The sequence below is a fragment of the Nakamurella sp. A5-74 genome, from assembly GCF_040438885.1.
Classification (GTDB): Bacteria; Actinomycetota; Actinomycetes; order Mycobacteriales; family Nakamurellaceae; genus Nakamurella.
Genome location: NZ_CP159218.1, coordinates 4,404,029 through 4,427,740 on the forward strand (window position 1 = coordinate 4,404,029; position 23,712 = coordinate 4,427,740).

A 23,712-nucleotide genomic window follows, 5' to 3' on the forward strand; every position below is an offset into this window, starting at 1 on the left:
CGAAGGGGACCAGCGGAATTGGCAGTGATCGAGCGACGCAGGAGTCGAGATCCCGTTGTGCCACAGCCGGCCCCGATGCAGCCCGTCGATGATCTGACAGGGTCTCGACGCGCTCGTTCCTCGCTTGCTCCCTGTCCTGAGCGACGAAGAAGTCGAAGGGGACCACCGGAGCCGACGCAGCCCGCCGGTGATCCAGCGAGGAACGAGTCGAGATCCCTGTGTGCCACAGCCGGTCTCGTCCAGCGTCAGGCCAGTAGCTGGTGCTGAGCCAACTGGCGGTAGAGATCGTTGCTGTCGAGCAGTTCGGTATGGGTACCGATGGCAGCCACCCGCCCACGGTCCAGCACGACGATCCGGTCGGCGTGGATCACGGTCGCCAGTCGATGCGCGACGATCAGCACGGTCCGCCGGGAGGCAACGGACGCGATGGCCGCGGTGAGGGCCTGCTCCGTCCGTGAATCGAGGCTGGCGGTCGGCTCGTCCAGCAGCAGCAGCGGCGCCTCGGTGATCAAGGCCCTGGCGATGGCCAACCGTTGTCGCTCGCCGCCGGAGAGGCCGGCCCCGTCGTCCCCGAGTACGGCATCGAGCCCGTCCGGGTACTCCTCCACCCGCGCCAGCAGATCCACCGCTGCCAGCACCTCACGGCAGCGGACGTCGTCGGCCGCCGGCGCTGCCAGCACGAGGTTGTCGCGGATCGTGCCGGCCAGCACGGGAGCATCCTGTTCGACGTAGCCGATCCGGGACCGCACCACGCTGCGCGGCAGCGCACGCAGGTCCACGCCGTCCATCCGGATCGAGCCGGCCGTCGGATCGTAGAACCGCTCCACGAGCGCCAGCAGCGTCGACTTGCCCGCTCCGGAAGGTCCGACCACGGCGGTCGTCGATCCGCGGGGAACGGTGAAGCTCACCTCCCTGAGCACGCTCCGATCGGCCTGGTAGCGAAAATCGACGCCGGTGAAGGTGATCTCGACACCCCCGCTGCGCACCGCGGCCGGCGGAGCGGACCGGCGGTCCGCGGGCTCGTGGTCCTGCTCTGCCGGGACGGCCAGGATCTCGTCGATCCTGGCCAGGGCGCCCAGTGCCGCCCTGACCGTGGTCACCGCCCCGAAGAACTGTCCGAGTGGCATCAGCATCATGAACAGGTACAGCACGAACTGCACCAGGTCGGCGACGCTCAGCACGCCGGCGGCCACCCGGTAGCCACCCAGTCCGAGCACCGCGAGGAACGATCCCTGCACGGCGAGTCCGCTGATCGGCCACAGCAGCGCACCGATCCTGGCCACCCTGACCCCGAAGTCGTACGCGCTGGTGGCCTCGGCTCCGACCCGGTCGATTTCCCGTTCGGTGGCTCCGGCCGCGCGGATCGTGCGTACCCCCGACACCCCGCGCTCCACCCCGGATGCCAACCGCCCCACCGCGTCCTGCGCCGAGCGGGTCAACCGTTGGATGCGTCCGGACACGACGATCACGCTGGCCGCTGCGACCGCCACCACGGCGAGCGTGATGCCCAGCAGCACCGGGTCGATGAACACCATGGCCACCAGGGAACCGAGGAAGACCACCCCGCCCCCGAGCGCGTCGACCAGCCCGCCGGTGAGTGCGGTCCGGACCATTGTGGTGTCCGAGCCGACCCTGGACACCAGGTCCCCCGCCCGACGGGTGTCGTAGACGGCGATCGGCAGGCGCAGCAGGTGCGACACCAGCCGGCGACGCGCAGACAGCACGACCCCCTCCGCAGTCCGTTCCAACAGGAACTGCTGGATGGCCCCGGCGACCGCCGCGCCGAGCACGGCAGCCACCAGCCAGGAAGCTGCCGTGCTCAGCGAGCCCGAACCGCCGACGGAGGAGATGATGCGCTGGATCAGGAGCGGTTGCAGCAGGGTCAGGCCCGCCCCGGCCAGCGACATCACGACGATGACGACGAGCACCCGACGGTGTTCGGCGAGGTATCCGATCAGGCTGCGCAACGGCGCCGCCGGGATCTCCGGTGTGTCCGGTCGCGCCTCGGCCTCCAGCACCCCGGATCCTCCCGAGGGCTCTCGCGCCCCGGCCCCTCGCGCGCCTGCCGGGGGCAGCTCCACCACCGGTGTCTCAGCCACGGGAGAATCTCGATCCACCGTGCTTGTGGTGGACTGCCTGACGGCTCACTCCGAGAGCGCCGGCGATCTGCGCCCAGGAGAGGCCGGCGACCCTTGCCCGGCGGACCGCGACCGCCTCCAACCCGGAGATCTCCTGCTGCATCGGCGGGATGGCGCGCAACGCCACCAGCGGATCGGGGTTTCCCGCAGCGTCGATGAGTTGCTGCAGCGTCTGACTCTCCATGGAACCTCCGTCATCGGCGTGTCAATTCAGATTGACACCCATCTGACGTCAACGCAAGTTGACGGGCTGGCGGTCCGTCGCAAGTCCGCATCCCGCCCACTCGATCAGACTCGCTAGCCAAATATCGGACTGACACTAGACGGGCAGATACAGTCCGATCGTGGATCCCATCAAGAACCCGTACGCCCCCGGCGCCGGCCAACGCCCACCCGAACTCGCTGGACGCGACGACCAGCTCGACGCCTTCGGGATCACCCTGCAGCGGGTGGCGCACGGGCGTCCCGAGCGGTCGGTCGTGCTCACCGGACTGCGCGGGGTCGGCAAGACGGTATTGCTGAATGCTCTGCGCTCGGCTGCGGTCCGCGCCGGCTGGGGTACCGGTAAGTGGGAGGCGCGACCGGACCAACGTCTGCGTCGCCCGTTGGCCGCTGCGCTGCACACGGCGGTGCGGGAACTGGGCCGGTCGGAGCGCACCGACACCGATCACGTCCTCGGGGTGCTCCGCTCGTTCGCGCAGCGGGATGCCATCGATGCGGGTGGCAAGGTGCGGGATCGCTGGTCGATCGGCATCGATGTTCCCGCCGTCGCGGGCCGCGCCGATTCCGGTGACATCGAGATCGATCTGGTCGAGTTGCTCACCGAGATCGGCGGCGCCGCAGCGGATCTCGGACGCGGGGTCGGTCTGTTCGTCGACGAGATGCAGGACCTGCACCCGGACGACGTGTCGGCGCTGTGCGCGGCCTGCCACGAGATCAGTCAGGCGGGTCTGCCGGTGCTGATCGTCGGTGCGGGGCTCCCCCACCTGCCCGCGGTGCTGAGCGCGGCGAAGTCCTACAGCGAGCGACTGTTCCGCTATGCCCGCATCGATCGGCTTCCCCGCGAGGCGGCCGACCGAGCGCTGCAATCACCTGCGCTGCAGGAACAAGCAGCGTTCGACGATGCGGCACTGACGGCCATGTACGAACTGACCAGCGGCTATCCCTACTTCATCCAGGCCTACGGCAAGGTCGCCTGGGACGCAGCCCCCGGTTCGCCGATCACCGCCGCCGACATCGTCGTCGCCGCGCCGAGCGCCGAGGCCGAGCTGGCGGTCGGGTTCTTCGGATCCCGGTACGAGCGGGCCACCCCCGGGGAACGTGAGTACCTGCGGGCGATGGCCGATGCCGCGGCTGCACTCGAGCCCGCCGAGCTGGACGACGTGCGTTCCGTCCCCACCTCAGCGGTCGCGGACCTGTTGGGTCGCAAGCCACAATCACTCTCGCCGGCCCGTGACGCACTGCTCAAGAAAGGCCTCATCTACTCCGGCGAACGCGGGCGGATCGCCTTCACCGTGCCGCACTTCGGCCAGTACCTGCTGTCGGTGGGCTGATGACCGCGGACGTGGGCCGAGTCCCGTCATCCGGTGCCGACGCCGTCGCCGGCGGGCACGCGTGGGTACAGACGCCCCGACTCGCTCGCAGAACCCGTCCCCAGCGACGATCTTTCGCCGGAGGGTGGCAACTTGCTCGCACTGGCGACCGCTTCTGTGAGCACCCCCGGTCGACCGACCAGGATCGGCGCGACGATCGATTCCCCGGCAGCGGTGACCGTGACCTGGTGTGGGTAGACCTCAGGTGATGGACGCGCACACCGCTGGCCCGGAGACGCTCTGGGATGTCGCGATCGTCGGCGCCGGACCTGCGGGTGCGGCGGCAGCGCTCGCCGCCCTGAAGGCGCGTCCCGACGCCTCGGTGCTGCTGCTCGACGCCGCGGAGTTCCCGCGCGACAAGGTGTGCGGTGACGGCGTCGCACCCCAGGCCCTGGACGTGCTCGGCGCCCTCGGCGTCGATCTCGACGAGCTCGTCGCCGGCACCGCACCGATCACCTCGCTGGATCTGGTCTCCCCCAGCGGTGTCCGCGCCTCCGGTGCGTTCGCCCGGCCCGCCCGGGTGATCCCGCGAAAGCTGTTGGACGAACGGCTGGTCCGTGCGGCGCTCGCCGCCGGCGCGCAGCTGGCCCGCTGCCGGGTGCGATCGATTGTCCGCCGCGGCGATCACGTCCTGGTCGCCGACTCATACCGGGCACGGGTCGTCATCGGCGCCGACGGAGCCGAATCGGTGGTGCGCCGCACGAGCGGAGCGGCACCGGCGCCCGCCGGAACGGTGGCCGTGGCGGTCCGCGGCTACGTCGCCGCCGATCCGTGGCCGGCCGGCCGGCAACTGCTGCGGATGGCCACCGCGGATTGGCCCGCCTACGCGTGGGCGTTCCCGGTGGGCGACGGCACCGCCAACGTGGGTTACGGCCAACTGCTCACCGGAACGCCACCCAGTCGCGCCCACCTCACGCAGCGACTGGGTGAGCTGTTGCCCGACGCCGCCGGTGCGCAGGTGCGAGGTCACCGGCTGCCGCTGTCGACCGGACGCCCGGACTACGGCCACGACCGGGTGCTGCTGGTCGGGGACGCGGCCTCGTTGATCAACCCGCTCACCGGCGAGGGCATCTACTACGCGGTCGTGTCAGGCTCGCTCGCCGGCGTCGCGGCGCTGGCCGCAGACCCCGTCGCGCAGTATCGACGGTCGATGCGGACGGCCCTGGACAAGCACCTGCGCCAGAGCGATCTGGTGAACAAGGCCACCCGACGGTCAGGCTTCGTCGACGTCGCGACCGCAGCGGCCGGCTCCGACCGGCGGCTGTTCGCCTCCCTCGTCGAGTTCGGCCTCGCCGACGGGCGACTCGGCGCGCGCGATCTGGTCGCACTGCTCAGGGCGTGCGCCGCTTCCCCCGCTGGGGTCGTGCGGTGCTGACCGACGCAAGCTACGGAACCGGCCACGGACCGAGCACCACCGGGCGGAAGCCGGCGGGTGGAGGGCGGCGAGCAGCGTCACCGCGATGATCCCCACCGGGAACGCCATCGGGAACGAGGCGGTGGCGCCCAACAGGCCGACCAGTACATCGACACGGCCGGGCGATCAACCGGATGTCGCCGCAGACATGAACTCCTGCATGCGCTCCCGGGTTCCCGCCACCGCACCGAAGTGCACTGCCACCGCGTCGGCCCCCGCCTCGCGGTAGGCATCGACCTGTTCGATCACCGCCCGGACGGGTGACGACCCGTCCCAGGAGATCCGAAGCGCGGCAGCAACCGTCCGCCCGCGGGCGAGCTCGGCCAGCACGGCCCGGCGCTCCCGGAAGGCATCCACATCGGCCGGCAGTCCCTGCCAGACGTCACCGAACCGCGCGGCCCGCCGCAGCGCCGCAGTGCTGTTGCCGCCGACCACGATCGGCACCGGCGTCGTCGGGACCGGGGCGAAAGTGCCCTGCTCGTAGGAGAACCGCCTGCCGGTGTACGGAGCCCCGTCACCCGACCACAGGTGCCGCAGCAGCGCGAGCGCGTCGTCGGTGACGGCGCCGCGGGAGGAGAATTCGGCGCCAACGGCGGCGAACTCGGGTTCGGCCCAGCCGGCACCCACCCCGAGGCTCAGCCGGCCCGCCGACAGCTCCTGCACCGTCGCCACCTGCTTGGCGAGCACGAACGGGTTCCGCAGCGGGACGACCACCACCGAGGTGCCGAAGCGGATCCGCCGGGCGACCGCGGACAGATGGGCGATCGTCACCAGCGGCTCGTAGACACCGCCGAATGCCGATCCGTACTCGCCGGGCGGCAGGATGTGATCCGGCAGCCAGGCGGTGCCGAAGCCGAGATCCTCGGCGGCCTGCGCCAGCTCGACCAGCGTGCCGACCCCCATCGAGGGTGATTCGTCCGGTAGCACGACCTGTAACTCCATGGTCGGGGCAACTCCGACCCGGGGATCTGCATTCCCCGCGGGAGGGAACCTGGTGACACGATCGAGTCCATGAGCGCCCCGGGTCTCGATCAGCTCCCACCCGATGACGCGCCGCCGCTGGATGCCAACGGCCGGGAGCAGTCGATCCGCGACATCGTGTTTGCCCGGCCCATCGGCTATCGGCCCTTGCAGATGGACCTGTTCCTCCCGGCCCCGCAGAACCGGCCCGCTCCGCTCGTCGTGCACCTGTACGGCGGCGGGTTCGCGATGGGCTCACACCAGCGCGACCCATTCGGGTCGTATCTCACCGCCGTGCCCTCACTCCCGAGCGGGAAGGAATCCGGGCTGTCAGGCGTGGCAAGGGGATGATGCAGGTATGCACGTCCAACTGCTGTACTTCGACGAGTGCCCCAACTGGCAGCTGGCCGACGCGCGCCTGCGTGAGGCGCTCGAGACCCTCGCCCTGCACCTCGAGGTGGAGAAGGTCCTCGTGACCACCCCGGAGCAGGCCGACCTCTGGAACTTCCGTGGCTCGCCGACGGTCCTCATCGACGGCCGCGACCCCTTCGCCCAGCCAGGTGAACAGGTCGGACTGTCGTGTCGGCTGTACCGGACCCCTGACGGAATCGCCGCCTCCCCCACCGTGAACCAGCTGGTCGAAGCCCTGTCCCACCCATAACGCTCCGCACCGAGGAAGGCCCAGCCCGCCTACACCCTGAATTGCGCTGAGCCGGCAGAACCCGGCCACCTGCTGAGTTGCGTCGGAAAGCACCGCCGGTCGGTCACCTGTGCCGTCAGTTGTGGGCGACGCGCATCTGCCAGACGTGCAGCGCGACGGTGAGATCGGCGCGCAGCCGCGCATCGTCGGTGAACGGTCCGATCAGCCGCTCCAGCTTGCCGATCCGGTAGCGCAGCGTGTTGTAGTGGAAGTGCAGTCGTCGGGCGGTCTGGGCGACGTTGAGGTTCGTGTCCAGCAGCACCTGCAGGGTCCGGCGCAGTTCGTCGTTCTCCACGTCGCCCTCCGGGTGGGCCAGCGGGCCCAGGGTGTCGACCAGGAACGAGCGCAACTCGGCGGAATCCGGCACCAACGACAGCAACCGGTACAGACCCAGGTCGTCGAATCGCGCCACCGATCCCGGGCCGGCCAATCGCCGTCCCACCCGCACCGCCTCCCAGGCCTGGGCATAGGCGGTGGCGAGCCCGGCCACCCCGGCCACCACCCGCGACACCCCGAGCACACCGTCGAACGGCAGACCGGGAACCGCGAGTCCGGTACGCAGCTCAGCCATCCGCTCGACGTCGGGCACGGTGCCGTCGGGCGCGTGCAGCACCGCGACCGCCTCCATCGCGAAGGTCGCCGAGGCGGCCGCCGGATCCATCCGACGAACCCGGGACGTCCAGGCGGCGGCAAGCTGGGCCGCCCGGCGGCGCCGATGCTGATCGTCCTCGTTCGCGGCCCCTGCGACCACCACCACCAGCGGCCCCGTCAGATCCCAGCCGAATCCCTCCGCACCTGAACGTGCCGCCGTCTCTGACTCCCTGCCGGACAACACATCCCGGAGGAAGTCACCGCGATACTTGGTCTCGACCGCGGCCACCGCGAGCTCGCGGGCCACCACGAGGGCGGCGACCGTTGCGGCCCGCTCCAGCGTGATGACGTCCTGACCGTCCCACTCACCGGCCGTGCGGATCGCGATCAGGTCACCGTGGTCCTCGGCAGCGACGACGGAAGCAACGAGCGCACGAACCCCGCCCGTGAGCGTGTGCGATCCGTGCGGGTAGCCCGCGGTACGGAACTGGGCATCATCGTCGAACAGCACGTCCGCGGCGGGTGGGAGTTCGGCTCCGGCGGCCGCTGTCACCCGGCCACTGCGGTCTACGTGGATGACCCCGACGCCGTCGGCGGCATCGCCGAGTTGGTCCGGGAGCGCCTGCAGGACCTCCGGCAGACCACCTCCGTGCAACACGATCTCGAGCAACGCCTGGTGCGCCGCTGCGGCGCGGGACAGCGCAGAAGCCTGGCGTCCCAACACTTCCGACAGCACCTGGTTGAGGATCACGTCGAATCCGACGCCGTCCGGCACCAGCAGCAGCGGGAATCCCAGGCGGTCGGCCTCGGCGATCATCGCCGGCGGCAACTCCTGCAGGTAGCGACCCGGCTTCACCGCGAACGCGGCCAGCCCGCGCTCGTGAAGTGCCGCCACCAGGGTCGTCATGGCCCCGGGATCAGAACGCAGCGGATAGCCGGTGGTGAGTAGCAACTCGTCCGCACGCGTCCAGGGCAGGACGTCCGGCACCTCCATGATGTTGACGAACCGGATCATCCGGTCCAGACCGGCTGCGCCGGCGACCACCTCGAAGCCGTCCAGCACCGGCAGGCTCAAGGCTTCGCGCACGGTGATCCCGCGGAGCATCTCGCCGACGGTCGACACGCCGGTCCTGCCGTCCGTCCGGGCAGGGCCGGAGCCGGACGAGCCGCGGCGTGCGATCGTGCGAGCTGTCGACCGGGGCCGGGCAGGCGTGTCCGAAGTGGTGATGTCGTGCTCCTCGCTGCGCAGCCCCCGCTGGATGAACCCGATGATCTCAGCAGAAACAACGGGGTCCACGCCAGATGGTCGTCAACAGTTGTCATGAAGGGGCCCTGCGTGCCCGTCTACCGTCGGCCGGGTGACGATGGGTGGACGGCAGCCGCCGATGCCGACGGGAGCGGCCGCAGCCGACTACCTGGCCGAGCTGCTGCGCGGACCCGAGCGCGCGGGCGAGGTGGTGGCGGTCCGCAGCCGCGCTGCGCTGGCAGCGATCGACACCGGAGGCGGAGCCCGGCTGATCGCCATCACGTCCGCCGCGAATGCGACGCGAACTGCAAACACCCTCCTGCTCACCGAGGTCGCTCCACCGGAACCAGGCAGCCGGGTGCAGGTCGGTGCCGGGACGCTGTCGGTCGATGGCAGACGGCACCGGATCCTGCGGTACTGGCCGAGCGGGACCGCCCCGCAGCCGGTCGATCCGGACGCACCACAGCAGCTGGCGCAGCTGACCTCCACCGCCGTCCGCGGGCTCAGCACCGAGACCGTGTTTCCGCTACTCACCGCGTTGGCAACCGGCTCGCGTCTCGTCGAGGCGGCCCGATCGTTGGTCGGGCGCGGCCCCGGATCCACCCCCGCGGGTGACGACGTCCTGGCCGGGGTCGCCCTGGCCCTGCGGATGACCGACCGCCCTGGATTGCTGGGGCAGCTGCGCGGCGCGATCACCCCTGACCTGCACGACCGCACGACGGCGCTGTCCGCGGACCTGCTGCGTGCCGCACTGGCCGGCCATGCTTCACCCGAGGTCCGCTCGCTGCTGCTCACCCTGCGGCCGGGAGCGAGCCACGAGCACCGCAGGCGAGCTACCCAGGCCGTACTGGGGTTGGGGAGCACGTCCGGCGCGGACCTGCTGCTGGGACTGACCGGGGCGCTGATTGCTGCGGCACCGGCCGCCGCCCACGCCGCGCGCGACATCGGACCCCGGCCCGACCCGACCTCCATGCACCCCAGGCAGACCGGAAGGATGGCCACCCGATGAGTTCGACCGAGACCACGGCGACGACCTCGCACGAGCGGGTGGAGTTCCGTCCCGGCAGCTACCACGACTCGGTGACGTTGCTGCGGGTCGCCCAGGCGGCGGCGAGCACGGCTGGGGTCAGCGCAGCCCAGGTGGCCATGGCCACCGAGCTGAACGTCGAGCTCACCCGCGGGCTGGGCTTCACGGTGCCGGAAGAAGTCACGCCGCAACAGCTCATCGTCGCGATCCGTGCCGTGGACGACGCGGCGCTGACCGCGGCGCTCGAGGCCGTCGACGGTGCCCTGGCAGCTGCCTCCGCACCGGCTCCGGGCGCGCGAGCCGATCTCGAACCACCGCGCACCGTGCGGTCCGCGGCCCGCAGCGAACCGGATTCGACGATCACCCTGCTCTCCGTTCCGGGTCAACAGGTGCTGGCCGAGGGACTGGATGCGATCGCCGCCGGCAAACACCTGATGATCTTCTCCGACAACGTCCCCGTTGCCGACGAAGTGCTGCTCAAGCGGCGGGCCGCCGAAGCCGGCGTGCTGGTGATGGGCCCGGACTGCGGAACCGCCATCATCGCCGGAGTGGGCCTCGGGTTCGCGAACGTGTTGGGCGGCAGCACATCCGGTCCCGCTGTCGGGATCATCGCAGCCTCGGGCACCGGCGCCCAGCAGCTGAGCTGCCTGTTGGATGCGGCGGGCGTCCGGGTCTCGCACGTACTGGGCCTGGGTGGTCGCGACCTGTCGGAGGCGGTGGGCGGGGCCAGCGCGCTGACCGCCCTGCAGCTGCTCGAGGACGATCCAGGGACCGACCACATCGTCCTGGTGTCGAAGCCGCCGCATCCCGCGACCGCACAGAAGGTGTTGGCCGCGGCTGCCTCGCTGCGCACCCCGGTCAGCACCGTTCTGTTGGGCACGGGCAACCCCGACATCACCAGTGCCGTCGAGGTGCTGCTGGCCACCCTCGGTGTGCCGACACCGAACTGGACGGAGTGGGGCACCGACCGCAAGATCGCCGCCGACACCGGCGATCTGCGCGGACTGTTCGCCGGCGGCACGCTGGCCGACGAGGCGATGATCGTCGCTGCCGCGGCGCTGGGAAGCATTCGTTCGAACATCCCCCTGCGACCCGCGGACGCGCTGCCGACCGAAGCACTGCAACCCGGACGTCCGGTGCTCACCGGCCAGGGACACGTCGTCGTCGATCTCGGTGACGATGCGTTCACCCTCGGCCGTCCGCACCCGATGATCGATCCGTCCGTCCGGCTCGGTCTGATCGCCGATCAGACCGCCGATCCACAGGTACGGGTGATCCTGCTCGACGTGGTGCTGGGCCACTGCGCAGAACCCGACCCGGCAGCCGGTCTGGCACCTGCGATCCGCGCCGCCGTCGACCGCGATTCCGCGCTCGACGTGGTGGTCTCCTTGTGCGGCACCGAATCCGATCCGCAGGATCTACGCCGGCAGGCCGAGGCGCTCGTCGCCGCCGGCGCACGCGTGTACACGTCCAACTCCGCAGCGGCCCGCAACGCTGCCACGATCGCCCGAGGAGGCGTCCGATGAGTCCTGCCGATCTGCTCGGTACTCCACCGTCCGTGCTGGCCGCCGGGGCACATCTACTCACCGAGGCCCTGCAGAGCCAGGCTGTTCCGGTGCTCGATGTCGATTTCCGGCCGTCGGAGACGTCGGACGACGTCTCGGCCGCACTGCACACGGTGCTCTCGGATCCGCGCCGCCCCACTGCCGATGCCCGTGCCCTCGCAGCGATGATGGGCGTCCGTGCGCTGCTGGTCGACGTGTTGCCGGCATCGGAGGCGTTGGGTCTGCAACCCGGACAGTTCCTGCACGCCGGGCCGCCGCTGCAGTGGGAGCGGGCATCGGGACCGATGCGAGGCGCCCTGATCGGTGCGATGCTCTTCGAGGGACTCGCCACCTGTGCAGCAGAGGCTGAGGCGAAACTTGCTGCGGGCGAAGGTGTTTCGTTCTCACCGTGCCACGAGCACCGTACCGTCGGCCCGATGGCCGGGGTGGTCTCACCGTCGATGTGGATGTTCCGGCTGGTGGACGCGAACGACCCCGAACGCGTGGCCCACTGCTCGCTCAACGAAGGTCTCGGCAAGGTGCTCCGCTACGGCGCCTACGGACCCGAGGTGATCACCCGGCTGCGCTGGATGGCCGACATCCTCGGGCCTGCTCTCGCTTCCGCGGTCCGCGGCACGATCGCCGGTGGCCGTGAGATCGACATCACGGCCATCGTCGGCCAGATGGTGCAGATGGGCGACGAGGGGCACAACCGCAACCGGGCCGGCACGCTGATGTTCCTGCGCGAGATCCTCCCGGCGCTCATCGACTCGGGGCTGCCGACCGCAGACGTGGCTCAGGTGGCCGCGTTCGTGTCCCGCAACGACCACTTCGCCCTCAACCTGGTGATGCCGTGCGGCAAGTTGATGGGTGACGCCGCTGCCGGGATCCCCGGATCTGCGGTGGTGACGGCGATGTGCCGCAACGGAACGGATTTCGGGATCCGGGTCTCCGGCACCGGGGATGCCTGGTTCGCTGCTCCGGCCAACACACCGCAGGGCCTGTTCCTGGCCGGCTTCGGGCCGGACGACGCCAACCCGGACATCGGTGACTCGGCGATCACCGAGACGATGGGGATCGGCGGCATGGTGATGGCCACGGCTCCGGCAATCGTCCGGTTGGTCGGCGGGGCGGTGCCGGATGCGCTGGCCGTCACCCGACGGATGTACGAGATCACCCTGGGTGAGAACCCGGCCTTCGCGGTCCCGATCCTCGAGTTCCGCGGCGCTCCGACGGGGATCGACGTCACCCGGGTGCTCCGGACCGGGATCGCCCCGCAGATCAACACCGGCATGGCCGGCCGGGTTGCCGGCACCGGTCAGGTCGGCGCCGGTCTGGTGACGCCGCCGATGGACTGCTTCGAGCAGGCGATCATTGCGCTGGCCGCGGCGGTGCCGTCGACCTGATCCGGTCGCGTCGTCTCGCAGTTCCTCACCCCGGGTGGCGGACGGTGGACTTCCGGCGCACCGCCGCCGCGTTGTCCCCGGACGGCACCGTGGCCCGCTCGTCGGGCCCGGTCGACGCCACCGCCGTTTCGCGGTGCACGTCCGCAGACAGCCCGCGGGCTGCCGCGATCGTTGCCAGGGTGTCCCCGAGCTGCCGGATCTGATCGGGGGTCAGCGGCGCGACGAAGGCGAGCTCATGACGTTCCGCAACCGCGCGCAACCGCCCCAGCAGCTCGCGCCCGCGATCGGTCAGCGCGATCTCATGGTTGCGGCGATCGCCGGCGCTCCGTCGACGCTCGACGAGGCCGCCGGACTCCAACCGATCAAGGACGGCAACCACCCGGCTCGGCCCCACACCCAGCTGAGTGCTGACCGACCGCTGATTCACCACCGGAGCGCGGCCGACGAGACGCAGCAAACCGGCCTCCGACGGCGAGATCCCCAGTTCCCGTACGGCGCTGTCGAAGGCTGCTGCAGCAGCAGAGCCCAGCTGGGACAGCAGGAAGGCGATCCGGCGGTGCGGCTGCGGCGCAGTCATGCCACCACGCTATAGCACTTGCGGAATCATTCACCTTGTGTACGGTTCAGGCCATGACGCAAATGAGCACTCCTGCCTCCCGAGCACCGCTCGGCCCCCACCCCGGTTGGCTGATGACGCTCAGCCTGGCGTTCCTGGTGGCGAGTCTGGCCGTCACGGCGATCCTCACCGGGGGAGAGTTCATCCCCTCACCGTCCGGTCCGGCCGCGACCGTCAGCGCGTTCTACCTCGAACAACGCGACGCGGTGCGGATCGCAGCACTCCTGCAACTCGCCTCAGCAGTCCCGCTCGGAATCGGGACGGCGGCCTTCCACGCACGGCAACATCGTCTGGGCATCCGCGTTCCGGGACCGACCATCGGACTGGTCGGCGGCACCGTCGCGGCCGTCCTGCTGATCATCTCGGCCTGCGTCACCTGGACCTTGGGAAGCTCGGACGGCGGCGCCGTCCCCGGGTCGATCGACACCCTCGCGCACCTCTCCTTCGCCACCGGCGGTTTCGCCCACGTGATCGGTCTGGGCCTGCTGGTGGCCGGGATCGCCGTTCCCGGGCTGCTGCTCGATCTGATGCCGCGGGCCCTCTGTCTCGCAGGAATGGCGGTGGCCCTGCTGGCCGAATTGAGCATCCTGTCCATGGTTGCCGATCCCTTGCAGATACTCATTCCGGTGGGCCGGTTCGGATCCCTCGTCTGGTTGGTGGTCGCCGGCTTCCTGATCCCCCGCCAACGCCAGGACGGCCCGTCGTGACGACACCCGGGCCCTCCGACCTGCGGGGGCGTTCGGCCCTCGTCATCGGAGCCAACGGCGGGATCGGTGCTGCCATCGCCCATGAGCTCGGTGCGGCCGGCGCCAGGCTCACCATTGCCTCGCGCGATCGCGGCCGGCTCGAGGACCTGCGGAGCGAGCTCGTCGGCGCCGGCTACGTGTGCCGCGCCGTGCCCGTCGACGTCACGCAGGACGACCAGGTCGCGGCGTTGGTCCGCATCGCAGCGGAAGACGGTCTTGACGTCGCGGTCAACAACGTCGGGGTCGCCCACCCGCCGGCACCGCTGCAGCACCTCGACCTGGATGTGGTGGACCAGGTTCTCGCCGTCACTCTCCGCGGGGTGTTGGTGTCGATGAAGTACCAACTCGGTGCGCTGCAGGACGGCGGCTCACTTGTCAACGTGGTCTCCACCGCCGGCCTGACCGGCGCCCCGGGGATGTCTGCCTACGTCGCCGCGAAGCACGGGGTCGTCGGCCTCACCAGAACTGCGGCGCTCGACCACGCCGACCGCGGGGTCCGCGTCAACGCGGTGGCACCTGGCGCGATCGACTCCGGACCCATCACCGCACTGGACGAGACGGTCCGGAACCGGGTCGGAGCATCCGCACCTCTCGGCCGACTGGGTCTGGCACGGGAAGTGGCCGCCGCGGTCACCTGGCTCGCTTCGCCGCTCGCTTCCTTCACCACCGGCGCCATCCTCTCGGTGGACGGCGGTAAGGGTGCCCGCGGCGCATGAGGGTCCGCGGGCCGGGATCCATTTCTCCGAACGGCCAGGACAGGACGGCAACAATTGCTGGCGTCCTGCTCCGTGAACACGAAGCTGAAGACCGCCACCCCTGCCCTCCTCGCCGCCGCGACCCTGTTCCTGGCCGCCTGCGGCTCGGACGAGAAGCCCGCCCAGGCGACACCGCCGGCCACCACGGCCCCCGCCGTCGCATCCTCGACGGCTGATTCCACCACCTCCGGCTCTCCGACGACCGAATCGTCCACGACCGAATAGTCCACCTCCGAGCCGACGGCATCGTCGGAGTCGCCCACCTCGTCCGAGTCCTCCACGACCGAGTCCTCCACGAACGAGTACTCCGCCCCTGGGTCTTCCGCGCCCACCGCTTCATCGTCAGCCGCCGCTTCCGCCGGCTCCGGCAAGCAGGTCGTCATCAAGGCCGGCGCCGGAAAGTCGTTCCCCGCCAAGGTCGCTGGCTGGGTCAAGACACCGGGGTCCGGGTCGGAATCGATCTCCGACCAGGGCAGCGACTCGGTCGTCATCTCGTTCCTGGTGGGGTCGGACCATGCGGGGATCTCCGCCGCCGTCAAGACCGAGAAGACCCCGGTCTCCTCTGGGCTGTGTGACGGGACCGGCGTCGAGGGCAGCTACACCTGTTACCTGAAGACCGCCGACGGCGTGATCAACGTCGCCGGCGACGACCTGAAGCCGGTGGTGGACTTCTCGAACGAGTTGGCCAAGACCCTCGGCGCCTCCTGACCAGACGTCCTACCGGAACGCTTGCGTCGCCGGATCTCTCCCGTCCGCGCAGGCGACGCCGGGCCCCGCCAACAGGGACCGCAGGACGCGACTCAATGGCGCCGTGAGCTCCTCGGCGGTGGCGGTGGCCATCGGCCGGACATCGGTCGAGGCCCGCAACATCACCACCCCCAGCATGGTGGCGATGGCGATCTGGGCACTCAGCAGCAGGTCGTCGGTCGTGGGATCGTCGGCGCGCCAGCCTGCGCGGTTCGCCAGCCGTTCGGTGAAGGACTCGAGCGTCCGGCGTCGGATGGCGTCCGCGTTCTCGTCACCCGATGACCGCAGCAGCAGCAGCAACTGCAGGGGATCGTCGGCGTTCGGCGAGTCGAGCACGTGTGCGACGACGCGAGCGATCACTGCGTCGAGATCGGCGGGCTCGGTGCCCGCCTGCGGGTCCAGTTCGTCGGCACTACGGCTCATGCACGCTTGGAACAGACCCTCCTTGGAACCGAAGTAGCGGCTGATCAGCGAGACGTTCACACCGGCGTCCGCCGCAATGTGTCGGACGGTGGCAGCACGGTAACCCTCGGTGGCGAACCGCCGGCGGGCTGCCCGCAGCAGCGCGCGACGGGTGCCGGCAGCGTCCTTGCCGAGTCGGATCAACTCGGCGTCCGGCAGCGAACCGTCGCCCGCTGGGGGTGGGTCGACTGCGGGGGGTGGGTCGACTGCGGCATCGCTCGTACTGGCCATGTGGGCGCTCCTGTCCGTGCGATGTCCGACACAAGGAAGTAAACCATCGTTGACATCGGCCGCGCGAGGCCTACAGTGGCGAAGTCAGCAAACGTTTACACACCTCAGGAGTGCCCTCGTGTCGTCCCCAGCACTGTCGAAGACCGTCCCGAGCCCCGGGGAGCACACGACGCGCTCCGGCGCCCTCATCGCGTACCTGTCGTTGGGTGGCCTGTCGTTCGCGGTGCTGCAGTCGCTCGTCGCGCCGGCCCTGGGCACGATCGGCCGCGACCTGGGCGCATCCACCGGCAGCACCAGCTGGATCCTGACGGCCTACCTGCTCTCGGCCTCCGTGCTGACCCCCATCCTCGGCCGTCTGGGCGACATGGTCGGCAAACGCAAGATCATGATCGTGGTGCTCTCCCTGCTGCTGGCCGGCACGATCCTCGCCGCTCTGGCGCCCAACCTCCTGGTGCTGGTGCTCGCGCGGGTGTTGCAGGGTGCAGCCGGTGCGGTGCTGCCGCTGTCCATCGGCATCGTGCGGGACGAGCTGCCCCGCGAGCGGGTGAGCGTCACCATCGGGTTGCTGTCGGCGATCTTCGGCATCGGCGCCGGCGTGGGCATCGTCGCGGCGGGCCCGATCGTGGAGGGACTCGGTTGGCCCTGGCTGTTCTGGCTGCCGGCCGTGCTGGTGGCGATCGCGTTGCTGGGCACCATCTTCGGCATGCCCGAATCCCCGGTCCGCACGCCCGGCAAGCTCGATCTGCTGGGAACGGGCATCCTGTCCGTCGGCCTCGTGGCGTCGTTGCTCGCCATCAGCGAGGGCGGGACCTGGGGCTGGGGCGACGTCCGGACGATCGTGCTGTTGCTGATCGGTGTCGCCGCGCTCGTCGTGTTCGTGCGGGTCGAACTGCGGGTGGCGGAACCGTTGATCGACGTCCGACTGTTCCGCAACCCCGGCGTGTGGAGCGCGCATCTGGTGGCGCTCAGCTTCGGGTTCGCGATGTTCGGAACGTTCATCCTGATCCCCACGCTGCTGCAGCTCCCGCCGGTCCTCGGGTACGGGTTCGGCAAGACCGTCAGCGAGTCCGGATTGTTCCTGCTGCCCACCGTCATCGCCATGGTCATCACCGGCGTGGTGGCCGGCGCACTGATCCGCAAGGCGGGTCCGAAGATCCCGATGGTCGTCGGCGCGGTCGCGGTGGTCGTCGCCTTCGCGGTCCCGGCTCTCGGCCACGGGCAGCTCTGGCAGATCGTGTTCTCCGGTGTGCTCACCGGTGTCGCCATCGGGATGGCCCTGGCGGCCATGTCGAACGCCATCGTGGAGAGCGTCCCCGCGGCCCAGACCGGCGAGGCCATCAGTGCCAACACCGTGGTGCGGACCGTCGGCAGCAGCATCGGCACGGCCGTCATCGCAGCGCTGATCTCCTCGAACGTCACTCCCCAGGGAGCGCCGACGGATCACGCCTTCACCCTCGGATTCTGGGCCTGTGCCGTGGTCGGCGTGCTCGCGTTGCTGGCCGCGCTCGCCGCTCCGTCGGCTCGCGTCCGCCGCCGGCATGCGGCCGACTCCCACATCGACGACTTCGCCGAGGCGCCGACCTTGACCGGGTCCGTCTGACCGGTCGGCTCGCCACTTCGAGGAATGCCCGCGGTTCAGACCGGTCTCGGTCAGTCGAGCTCGATGTTGAAGTCCCACACGGCAACCACGCGGCCGTCGTGGCGCCAGGTCACCTGCGCAGCACCGCCGTCATAAGTCCCGCGGACGACGACCCGAGCGGGGTGCCCGGGGGTCGCCGTGACCGACCGCGCCGATCGGGGCTGCAGGGTCACCACCCTGCCGGTCTCATCGCGTGAGCTGAAGTCACCGGCCGCAACCGTCAGCGTTCCTTGCTCGGTGACGACGTCAACGGTGATGATCCCGGGAGTGCTCGGTGTGCCGGGCGCCGGTGTCAGCTCGACCGGGCCCAGCGCGGTGACGACCGCCCGGACCGACCCAGGCAGCGAAACCCTGACGGGAGCGCCCATCTCGAGGATCGTCGGATGTCCTTCCGACGCCGACGCGATGGGCTGCGCCGACGGTGCGGTCGGGATCGGTACCGACCCGTAGACCCGCGCGACGTCGGCGGGGGACCCGGCCTGGGAGGCCGGCGCGCTCACCACGGCAGGGGAGGCGATCCCTCCTGCGCCGCTGCTTGACGGCGCCGCCGTGCTCGCCCCGCTGGTCGCACTGCCGGTGCACGCCGCGAGACCGACGGACAGGCACACCGCGCCGGCTGTCTGGATCGCGCGGCAGGCGCGAGGGTGCCGCTCAGTGTCCGGCCACCCGGACCGCGCGGCGCACGACCTTCGGGTGGACGGCCTCGGCCGCACTCGCCGTGGCCGGGTACACCGAGCTGCCCGAGGGTGCCGGCCGCAGCGCCCAACCCTGCGGGTTGTTGTAGACATCAGCGCCGAACGTCCGGAGTCCGTCCATGCCGGCGTATCCCAGGTGCCCCTTGCCGTCGATACCACCGGTATGGATTCCGAATGTGTCCTCGGTACTGCGCAACCAGCTGTAGTGGTTGTACGGCTGCTTGCTGATGGAACCTGGGGTGATGAAACGGCTGATGAAGACGGCGCCGGTGATACCGCCACCGGGAGTCGTGTCCTGGTTGAACGCCAGGTCACCGGGCTGGTCGGTGTTCGGGCCAGGCAGCTCGTTGCAGCAGGCGACGACCGACTGCGCCGTGTTGGCCTCGGCCTGCACGGGCTTGCCCGTCGCGCTGTCGGTGCCTAAGGCGGCGTCGCCTGCGTAAGCCTTGTCAGCCACGGAGTTTCCGTACATCTGATAGGGCGGGAATGCCTCGTCGAAGATGACCTGGATGACGCCGTCCTGCTGGAACGCGGGCGAGGCCATGATCATCGGGACGTACTTCTCCAGGAAAAGGTCTGCTGCGTACAGACCGCCCTGGTGGTTGGCCGGGTCGCCGGAGAGGTTGTCGCCCTTGCAGGTCGCGTCGTGAGCGTCCGAGCAGTTGTTCGGCGAGATCCAGGAGAAGGCCGGTGTCGTCCTGACCGATTTCAGATCCTGCTCGATCGACGGCACCGTCGCGTGCCCGCCGGCCGCCGGCAGACCCTCCAGCGGCACCACTCGGGCGCAGTCCTTCGGGTTGTCGATCAGCGCGTGGAACCACGGCGCCGGGTTGTGTTTGGGCACGTACTGGTCGGTCGGCGTGGCGCCGCCGGGATCCACCACACCGGCGCCGGCGGGGCTGCCCGGTATGCCGCACTGGTAGGCGTTTTCCCGGGTCGAATCGTTGCCCATGTCCTGTGCATAGATCTTCCAGCTCTTCCCGACCTGGTCGAGCTGGTTGAAGATCGTCGAGACCTGCTTCGGATAAACGCAGCCGGTGGCCGCATAGGTCTGGCCGTCGGCGGCGGGGAAACCGGGTGCCACATCGGTGTACTGCGGGCAGTCGGCCTGGTTGGCGGGCGCCGGCGCCTGTCCGGCCACGGCGCTGATGTAGTTGTCCAGCGAGTAGTGCCCGGTGCCGTAGTACTGCGTCAGCAATTCGCCGTAGCTGGGCAGCGTCTTCCACAGGTAGCTGTTCTGGTTCAAGCCGGTGAAGGTCGCCTCGTACGATTTGTTCTCGAGGATGATCGTCCAGACGTGCCCGATCTTGGGGGTCGGCGCTCGGTGGGACTGGGTGCCCGGGTGGGACTGGTCTACCGGGTGGGACTGATCTACCGGGTGGGACCGGCCCACCGGGTGGGACTGTGCCGCGGCTGGCGCCTGCGCGGCCGGTAGGAGGCCCGTGGCCAGCGCCACGACGCCTGCGAGGAGGGGGATGGCGAACCGACTGTGCATCGTTCTGACGAGCATGCTGTCTCCGAGGTCTCGGCCGGGATCATGGTGCCCCGACACTTGCCAGATCGTTTCTCCGGGCAACGACTGCGGGGATCGCGCCGGGTGTCCTGGAAATGGCTGGTGGGTGAACATCCGCCGATGTGCTGCGGGTCGGCGACGGGCTCCCACGGCGAACTCGTGCCCTCAGACCGATCCTCGAGCCGTGCGACTTGCCTTCGAGTGCACTCACAGTCCTAGCGTGGAGAGCGGGCCGCAGGTGCGGCCCGGAGAAGAGGATCTGATGACCACCACGAAGCTCGGGGACACGCTCGCCGTGAGCCCACTCGGATTCGGCTGCATGGCGCTCAGTCACGTCTACGGCGGGACCGTCGACGACGACGCCGCGCGCACCACGCTGATCGAGACCATCGACGCCGGCGTCACCTTCCTGGACACCGCCAACGTCTACGGCGCGCCACGCGAGGGGGTGTCGGGGCCTGCCGGAACCAACGAGGAGCTGGTCGGCAGCATCCTGCCCGGCCGGCGTGATCAGGTGCAGCTGGCCACCAAGTTCGGCATCACCGGCGATCCGACCGCTGGCGCAGCCACCCGCGGTGACGCGGCCTATGCCCGCCAGTGCTGCGAGGAGTCGCTGCGGCGCTTGGGAACTGACGTCATCGACCTGTACTACCTGCACCGCCGCGATCCGCAGATCCCGGTCGAGGAGACCGTCGGTGCGATGGCGGAGCTGGTGACCGCCGGCAAGGTCCGCCACCTCGGACTGTCGGAGGTGACCGCAGACGAACTGCGCGCTGCGCACGCCGTGCATCCGATCGCCGCCGTGCAGAGCGAGTGGAGCATCTGGTCGCGCGACGTCGAGGCGCAGGTGGTGCCTGCCGCCGCCGAACTGGGGATCGGCTTTGTGCCCTATTCCCCGCTGGGGCGTGGGTTCCTGACCGGGACGCTGACCCGCGAGACGGTCAAATCGGGCATGCTCGCCGGCCGGGCGCGGTTCGACGACAACTTCGATGCCAACCAGGCCGTGGTGGACGTGGTGCGAGGGGTGGCCGACGAGCTCGACGCGACGCCCGCCCAGGTCGCCCTCGCCTGGCTCTTCGCCCAGGGAAAGGCACTGGGGCTCAGCGTGGTTCCGATCCCCGGCACCCGACGTGTGGAGCGGGTGCGGGAGAACCTGGGCTCGATCGACCTGTCGTTCACCGACGACCAGCTCGCCCGGCTGGGATCCGCAGCCGATCTGGTGGTCGGCGACCGGAACATCAACGGCGATCCGCGATGGATCTCCTCGGGTCGCGAATGAGCACACCCCGCACCACGGCGGTCGAGTGACTCAGAAGGCGAGACCAATGCCGCGGTGATCGGGGCAGCACGCACCGCTAGGGTCGGCACTCATGCGCATCGCAGTGATCGGCGGCAGCGGCCACATCGGCACCTTCCTGATGCCCCGACTCGTCCGGGCCGGCCACGACGCACTGAACCTCTCCCGCGGCACCAGCCGGCCCTATCGCGACGACCCCGCGTGGACGGACGTCACCGCGCTCACCGTCGACCGCGAGGCCGAGGACGCCGCAGGAACCTTCGGCTCGCGGGTGGCCGCACTGGGAGCGGACGTCGTGGTGGATCTGATCTGCTTCACGCCCGCATCGGCCACCGCGCTGGTTCAGGCGATCCGCGGCGCCACCGGGCAGCTGCTGCACTGCGGATCCATCTGGCGGTACGGCAACAGCCGAAAACTGCCCGTGCGCGAGGATGACACCTCACCACCGTTCGGTGAGTACGGGATCCAGAAAGCTGCCATCGCCGACCTGCTGGCGGCCGAGACGAGCGGCGGCGGCCTGGCCACCACCGTCCTGCACCCCGGTCACATCAGCGGCCCCGGCTGGACGCCGATCGGTCCGCTCGGGAACCTGGATCCACAGGTCTGGCACGCGATCTCGGCCGGTGAGGAGATCGCGATCCCCGGCCTGGGGACCGAGTTGATGCACCACGTGCACGCCGATGACGTGGCCCAGGCGTTCGCCCTCGCTGTCGAGCACCCACAGGAGTCGGCCGGCGAGGCCTTCAACGTGGTCGCGCCGTCGGCCCTGACCGTCCGCGGTTACCTCGAGCTGGCGTCGCACTGGTTCGGTCGACCGCTGCGCACCCGCTCCGTCAGCTGGACGGAGTTCCAGGACGGGACCACCCCAGAGTTCGCGGACACCAGCTGGCAACACCTCAGGCGCAGTCAGTACGCCTCGATCGACAAGGCCCGCACCCTGCTGGGGTTCGCCCCGGCCTTCGAACCCGAGGATGCGATCCTCGATGCCGTCCGATGGCTCATCGACCACGGGCAGCTCGATGTCGCCCGGCCTCTCCGGTCCGAGATCGACTGAGCGCGAGCGACTTCCGCGTCAAGCGATCGGCGGACTGAGACCTCTTGCGAAACAACAGGATCTCGACTCACTCCGTTCGCTCGATCGGCGGAAGTGATGAGACCGGCGGACAGTCAGGGGATCTCGCCGCACTCGTTCCTCGCTTGCTCGATCAGAGGAGCTGACGAGACCGGCTGCACGACAACGGGATCTCGACTCACTCCGTTCGCTCGATCAGCGGGGGTGGGTCGATGAGCTGGGGCCGCGGGGGTGGGGCGATGAGCTGGGGCCGGGGAGGGTGGGCCGATGAGCTGGGGCCGCGGAGCAGCGCCCCACCCGCGGTCACGGACCCGCCGGTTCAGAGTGCGCGGGGGCGGTAGGCCTCGATGAGCCGGTCCATCCGGATGTCCAGCTCGTGGTCGACAACGCGGCGGCTCGCATCCGCGTCGAACCAGTCGATGATCTCGCGGGCCCCGCGATCGAAGGGGATGGAAGGCCGGAAGTCCGGGACGATCGCGCGCACCTTGCTGTTGTCGAACACCACCGAGTGCGCCTTGTCGCCGAGCAGACCGGCCCCCCACTTCGGGTCGACGGCTGCGATCGCGTCGGAGACGACGTGCACGATCCTGGCCTCGACACCGGCTGCCGTCGCGATGGTCCGGAAGATGCGGTCCCAGGTCAGTGCCTCGTCCGAAGTGATGTGGAAGCTGTCGCCAATGGTCCGCTGATCGCCCAGCAACCCGACGAATCCCTGCGCGAAATCGTCGTGGTGCGTCAGTGTCCACAGCGACGTCCCGTCCCCGTGCACGACGACCTCCTTGCCGGCACGCATCCGCTCGACCACCGTCCAGCCGCCTTCGCACGGGAGCTTGGTCCGGTCGTAGGTGTGCGACGGCCGCACGATGGTCACCGGGAATGCGATGTCACGGTATGCCCTGACCAACAGGTCCTCGCAGGCGATCTTCTCCTGTGAGTACGTCCAGTAGGGGTTCCGCAGCGGCGTGGACTCGGTGATAGGCAAGCGGGACAACGGCTTCTGGTAGGCCGACGCCGAGCTGATGAACACGTACTGACCGACCCGGCCGCCGAACAGGTCGACGTCGACCTGCACGTGCTCCGGGGTGAACGCCAGCCAGTTCACCACCACGTCGAACTCCTGGGTGCCGATCGCCGACCGCACGGCCGCTGCGTCCCGCACATCGGCGCGCAGCACACGGACATCTTCGGGCAGTGGGCGGAGCGTCGTCTCGCCCCGGTTGAGCACGGTCAGGTCCAGACCGAGCTCGACGGCCCGGCGGGAACACGCGGAGCTGATGACCCCGCTCCCCCCGATGAACAGGACTCGGAGTGCGCTCACGGC

Annotated in this window: 23 protein-coding genes; 14 read left to right on the forward strand and 9 right to left on the reverse strand. The window is 69.9% G+C overall.

Annotated elements, in window-relative coordinates:
- Positions 1–245: 245 nt before the first annotated feature.
- Both ABLG96_RS20215 and ABLG96_RS20220 read right to left on the reverse strand, forming a co-directional pair.
- Positions 246–2,099 carry an ABC transporter ATP-binding protein gene (locus tag ABLG96_RS20215; RefSeq protein WP_353649104.1) on the reverse strand — a complete coding sequence of 618 codons (1,854 nt, stop codon included), beginning with the start codon at positions 2,097–2,099 and terminating at the stop codon, positions 246–248.
- Positions 2,092–2,322 (reverse strand): hypothetical protein, encoded by a 231-nt coding sequence (locus ABLG96_RS20220; protein ID WP_353649105.1) that lies wholly within the window; start codon positions 2,320–2,322, stop codon positions 2,092–2,094. Before ABLG96_RS20220 ends, ABLG96_RS20215 begins: the two co-directional genes overlap by 8 nt.
- A 160-nt stretch (positions 2,323–2,482) precedes the next feature.
- Between ABLG96_RS20220 and ABLG96_RS20225 the strand changes: the two genes are divergently transcribed.
- Complete coding sequence (locus ABLG96_RS20225) at positions 2,483–3,691, forward strand: ATP-binding protein (protein WP_353649106.1); 1,209 nt, start codon at positions 2,483–2,485, stop codon at positions 3,689–3,691.
- Between the two features lie 247 nt (positions 3,692–3,938).
- Complete coding sequence (locus ABLG96_RS20230) at positions 3,939–5,105, forward strand: NAD(P)/FAD-dependent oxidoreductase (protein WP_353649107.1); 1,167 nt, start codon at positions 3,939–3,941, stop codon at positions 5,103–5,105.
- A 165-nt stretch (positions 5,106–5,270) separates the two neighbouring features.
- Here the strand turns inward: ABLG96_RS20230 and ABLG96_RS20235 are convergent, their stop codons facing one another.
- Positions 5,271–6,086, reverse strand: coding sequence for a TIGR03619 family F420-dependent LLM class oxidoreductase (locus tag ABLG96_RS20235; protein WP_353649108.1), 816 nt, complete (start codon positions 6,084–6,086; stop codon positions 5,271–5,273).
- A gap of 69 nt (positions 6,087–6,155) precedes the next feature.
- Here ABLG96_RS20235 and ABLG96_RS20240 point away from each other — a divergent pair, with 69 nt between their 5' ends.
- A complete protein-coding gene (locus ABLG96_RS20240; RefSeq protein ID WP_353649109.1) occupies positions 6,156–6,455 on the forward strand; it encodes a hypothetical protein in 300 nt (99 codons plus the stop codon).
- Positions 6,456–6,462: 7 nt separating this feature from the next.
- Positions 6,463–6,765 (forward strand): thioredoxin family protein, encoded by a 303-nt coding sequence (locus tag ABLG96_RS20245; protein ID WP_353649110.1) that lies wholly within the window; start codon positions 6,463–6,465, stop codon positions 6,763–6,765.
- Between the two features lie 115 nt (positions 6,766–6,880).
- Here the strand turns inward: ABLG96_RS20245 and ABLG96_RS20250 are convergent, their stop codons facing one another.
- Complete coding sequence (locus ABLG96_RS20250) at positions 6,881–8,692, reverse strand: PucR family transcriptional regulator ligand-binding domain-containing protein (RefSeq protein ID WP_353649111.1); 1,812 nt, start codon at positions 8,690–8,692, stop codon at positions 6,881–6,883.
- A 67-nt stretch (positions 8,693–8,759) separates the two neighbouring features.
- Here ABLG96_RS20250 and ABLG96_RS20255 point away from each other — a divergent pair, with 67 nt between their 5' ends.
- Genes ABLG96_RS20255 through ABLG96_RS20265 form a run of 3 tightly spaced genes read left to right on the forward strand, consistent with a single transcriptional unit; the run spans position 8,760 to position 12,618 of the window.
- Positions 8,760–9,650 carry a DUF2877 domain-containing protein gene (locus ABLG96_RS20255; RefSeq protein ID WP_353651604.1) on the forward strand — a complete coding sequence of 297 codons (891 nt, stop codon included), beginning with the start codon at positions 8,760–8,762 and terminating at the stop codon, positions 9,648–9,650.
- Positions 9,647–11,194: an FdrA family protein gene (locus ABLG96_RS20260; protein WP_353649112.1), complete on the forward strand. Its 1,548-nt coding sequence runs from the start codon at positions 9,647–9,649 to the stop codon at positions 11,192–11,194. Before ABLG96_RS20255 ends, ABLG96_RS20260 begins: the two co-directional genes overlap by 4 nt.
- Complete coding sequence (locus ABLG96_RS20265) at positions 11,191–12,618, forward strand: DUF1116 domain-containing protein (protein WP_353649113.1); 1,428 nt, start codon at positions 11,191–11,193, stop codon at positions 12,616–12,618. The genes ABLG96_RS20260 and ABLG96_RS20265 overlap by 4 nt, the downstream gene beginning before the upstream one ends.
- A 25-nt stretch (positions 12,619–12,643) precedes the next feature.
- On the opposite strand, the gene ABLG96_RS20270 is transcribed toward ABLG96_RS20265, so the two are convergent.
- Entirely contained in the window at positions 12,644–13,195 is a 552-nt protein-coding gene (locus tag ABLG96_RS20270; protein WP_353649114.1) for a MarR family transcriptional regulator, read from the reverse strand.
- Between the two features lie 53 nt (positions 13,196–13,248).
- Between ABLG96_RS20270 and ABLG96_RS20275 the strand changes: the two genes are divergently transcribed.
- From ABLG96_RS20275 to ABLG96_RS20290, 4 genes are all read left to right on the forward strand, one after another.
- Entirely contained in the window at positions 13,249–13,941 is a 693-nt protein-coding gene (locus ABLG96_RS20275; protein ID WP_353649115.1) for a hypothetical protein, read from the forward strand.
- Positions 13,938–14,696 carry an SDR family NAD(P)-dependent oxidoreductase gene (locus ABLG96_RS20280; protein ID WP_353649116.1) on the forward strand — a complete coding sequence of 253 codons (759 nt, stop codon included), beginning with the start codon at positions 13,938–13,940 and terminating at the stop codon, positions 14,694–14,696. Before ABLG96_RS20275 ends, ABLG96_RS20280 begins: the two co-directional genes overlap by 4 nt.
- Positions 14,697–14,768: 72 nt before the next feature.
- Positions 14,769–14,960: a hypothetical protein gene (locus ABLG96_RS20285; RefSeq protein WP_353649117.1), complete on the forward strand. Its 192-nt coding sequence runs from the start codon at positions 14,769–14,771 to the stop codon at positions 14,958–14,960.
- 276 nt (positions 14,961–15,236) lie between these two features.
- A complete protein-coding gene (locus tag ABLG96_RS20290; protein WP_353649118.1) occupies positions 15,237–15,443 on the forward strand; it encodes a hypothetical protein in 207 nt (68 codons plus the stop codon).
- A gap of 9 nt (positions 15,444–15,452) precedes the next feature.
- Here ABLG96_RS20290 and ABLG96_RS20295 read toward each other — a convergent pair whose 3' ends face one another.
- Positions 15,453–16,175: a TetR family transcriptional regulator gene (locus ABLG96_RS20295; RefSeq protein WP_353649119.1), complete on the reverse strand. Its 723-nt coding sequence runs from the start codon at positions 16,173–16,175 to the stop codon at positions 15,453–15,455.
- 118 nt (positions 16,176–16,293) lie between these two features.
- Between ABLG96_RS20295 and ABLG96_RS20300 the strand changes: the two genes are divergently transcribed.
- Positions 16,294–17,775 (forward strand): MFS transporter, encoded by a 1,482-nt coding sequence (locus tag ABLG96_RS20300; protein WP_353649120.1) that lies wholly within the window; start codon positions 16,294–16,296, stop codon positions 17,773–17,775.
- A 50-nt stretch (positions 17,776–17,825) separates the two neighbouring features.
- Here the strand turns inward: ABLG96_RS20300 and ABLG96_RS20305 are convergent, their stop codons facing one another.
- Complete coding sequence (locus ABLG96_RS20305; RefSeq protein WP_353649121.1) at positions 17,826–18,314, reverse strand: hypothetical protein; 489 nt, start codon at positions 18,312–18,314, stop codon at positions 17,826–17,828.
- Positions 18,315–18,465: 151 nt separating this feature from the next.
- Positions 18,466–20,019: an alkaline phosphatase family protein gene (locus tag ABLG96_RS20310; RefSeq protein WP_353649122.1), complete on the reverse strand. Its 1,554-nt coding sequence runs from the start codon at positions 20,017–20,019 to the stop codon at positions 18,466–18,468.
- A 265-nt stretch (positions 20,020–20,284) separates the two neighbouring features.
- On the opposite strand from ABLG96_RS20310, the gene ABLG96_RS20315 reads away from it, so the two are divergent.
- Together ABLG96_RS20315 and ABLG96_RS20320 are read left to right on the forward strand one after the other, a co-directional pair.
- On the forward strand, positions 20,285–21,301 hold the full coding sequence (locus ABLG96_RS20315; protein ID WP_353649123.1) for an aldo/keto reductase: 1,017 nt from the start codon (positions 20,285–20,287) through the stop codon (positions 21,299–21,301).
- A gap of 91 nt (positions 21,302–21,392) precedes the next feature.
- Entirely contained in the window at positions 21,393–22,373 is a 981-nt protein-coding gene (locus ABLG96_RS20320; protein WP_353649124.1) for an NAD-dependent epimerase/dehydratase family protein, read from the forward strand.
- 337 nt (positions 22,374–22,710) lie between these two features.
- Here ABLG96_RS20320 and ABLG96_RS20325 read toward each other — a convergent pair whose 3' ends face one another.
- Positions 22,711–23,709: an SDR family oxidoreductase gene (locus tag ABLG96_RS20325; RefSeq protein WP_353649125.1), complete on the reverse strand. Its 999-nt coding sequence runs from the start codon at positions 23,707–23,709 to the stop codon at positions 22,711–22,713.
- Positions 23,710–23,712 lie beyond the last annotated feature (3 nt).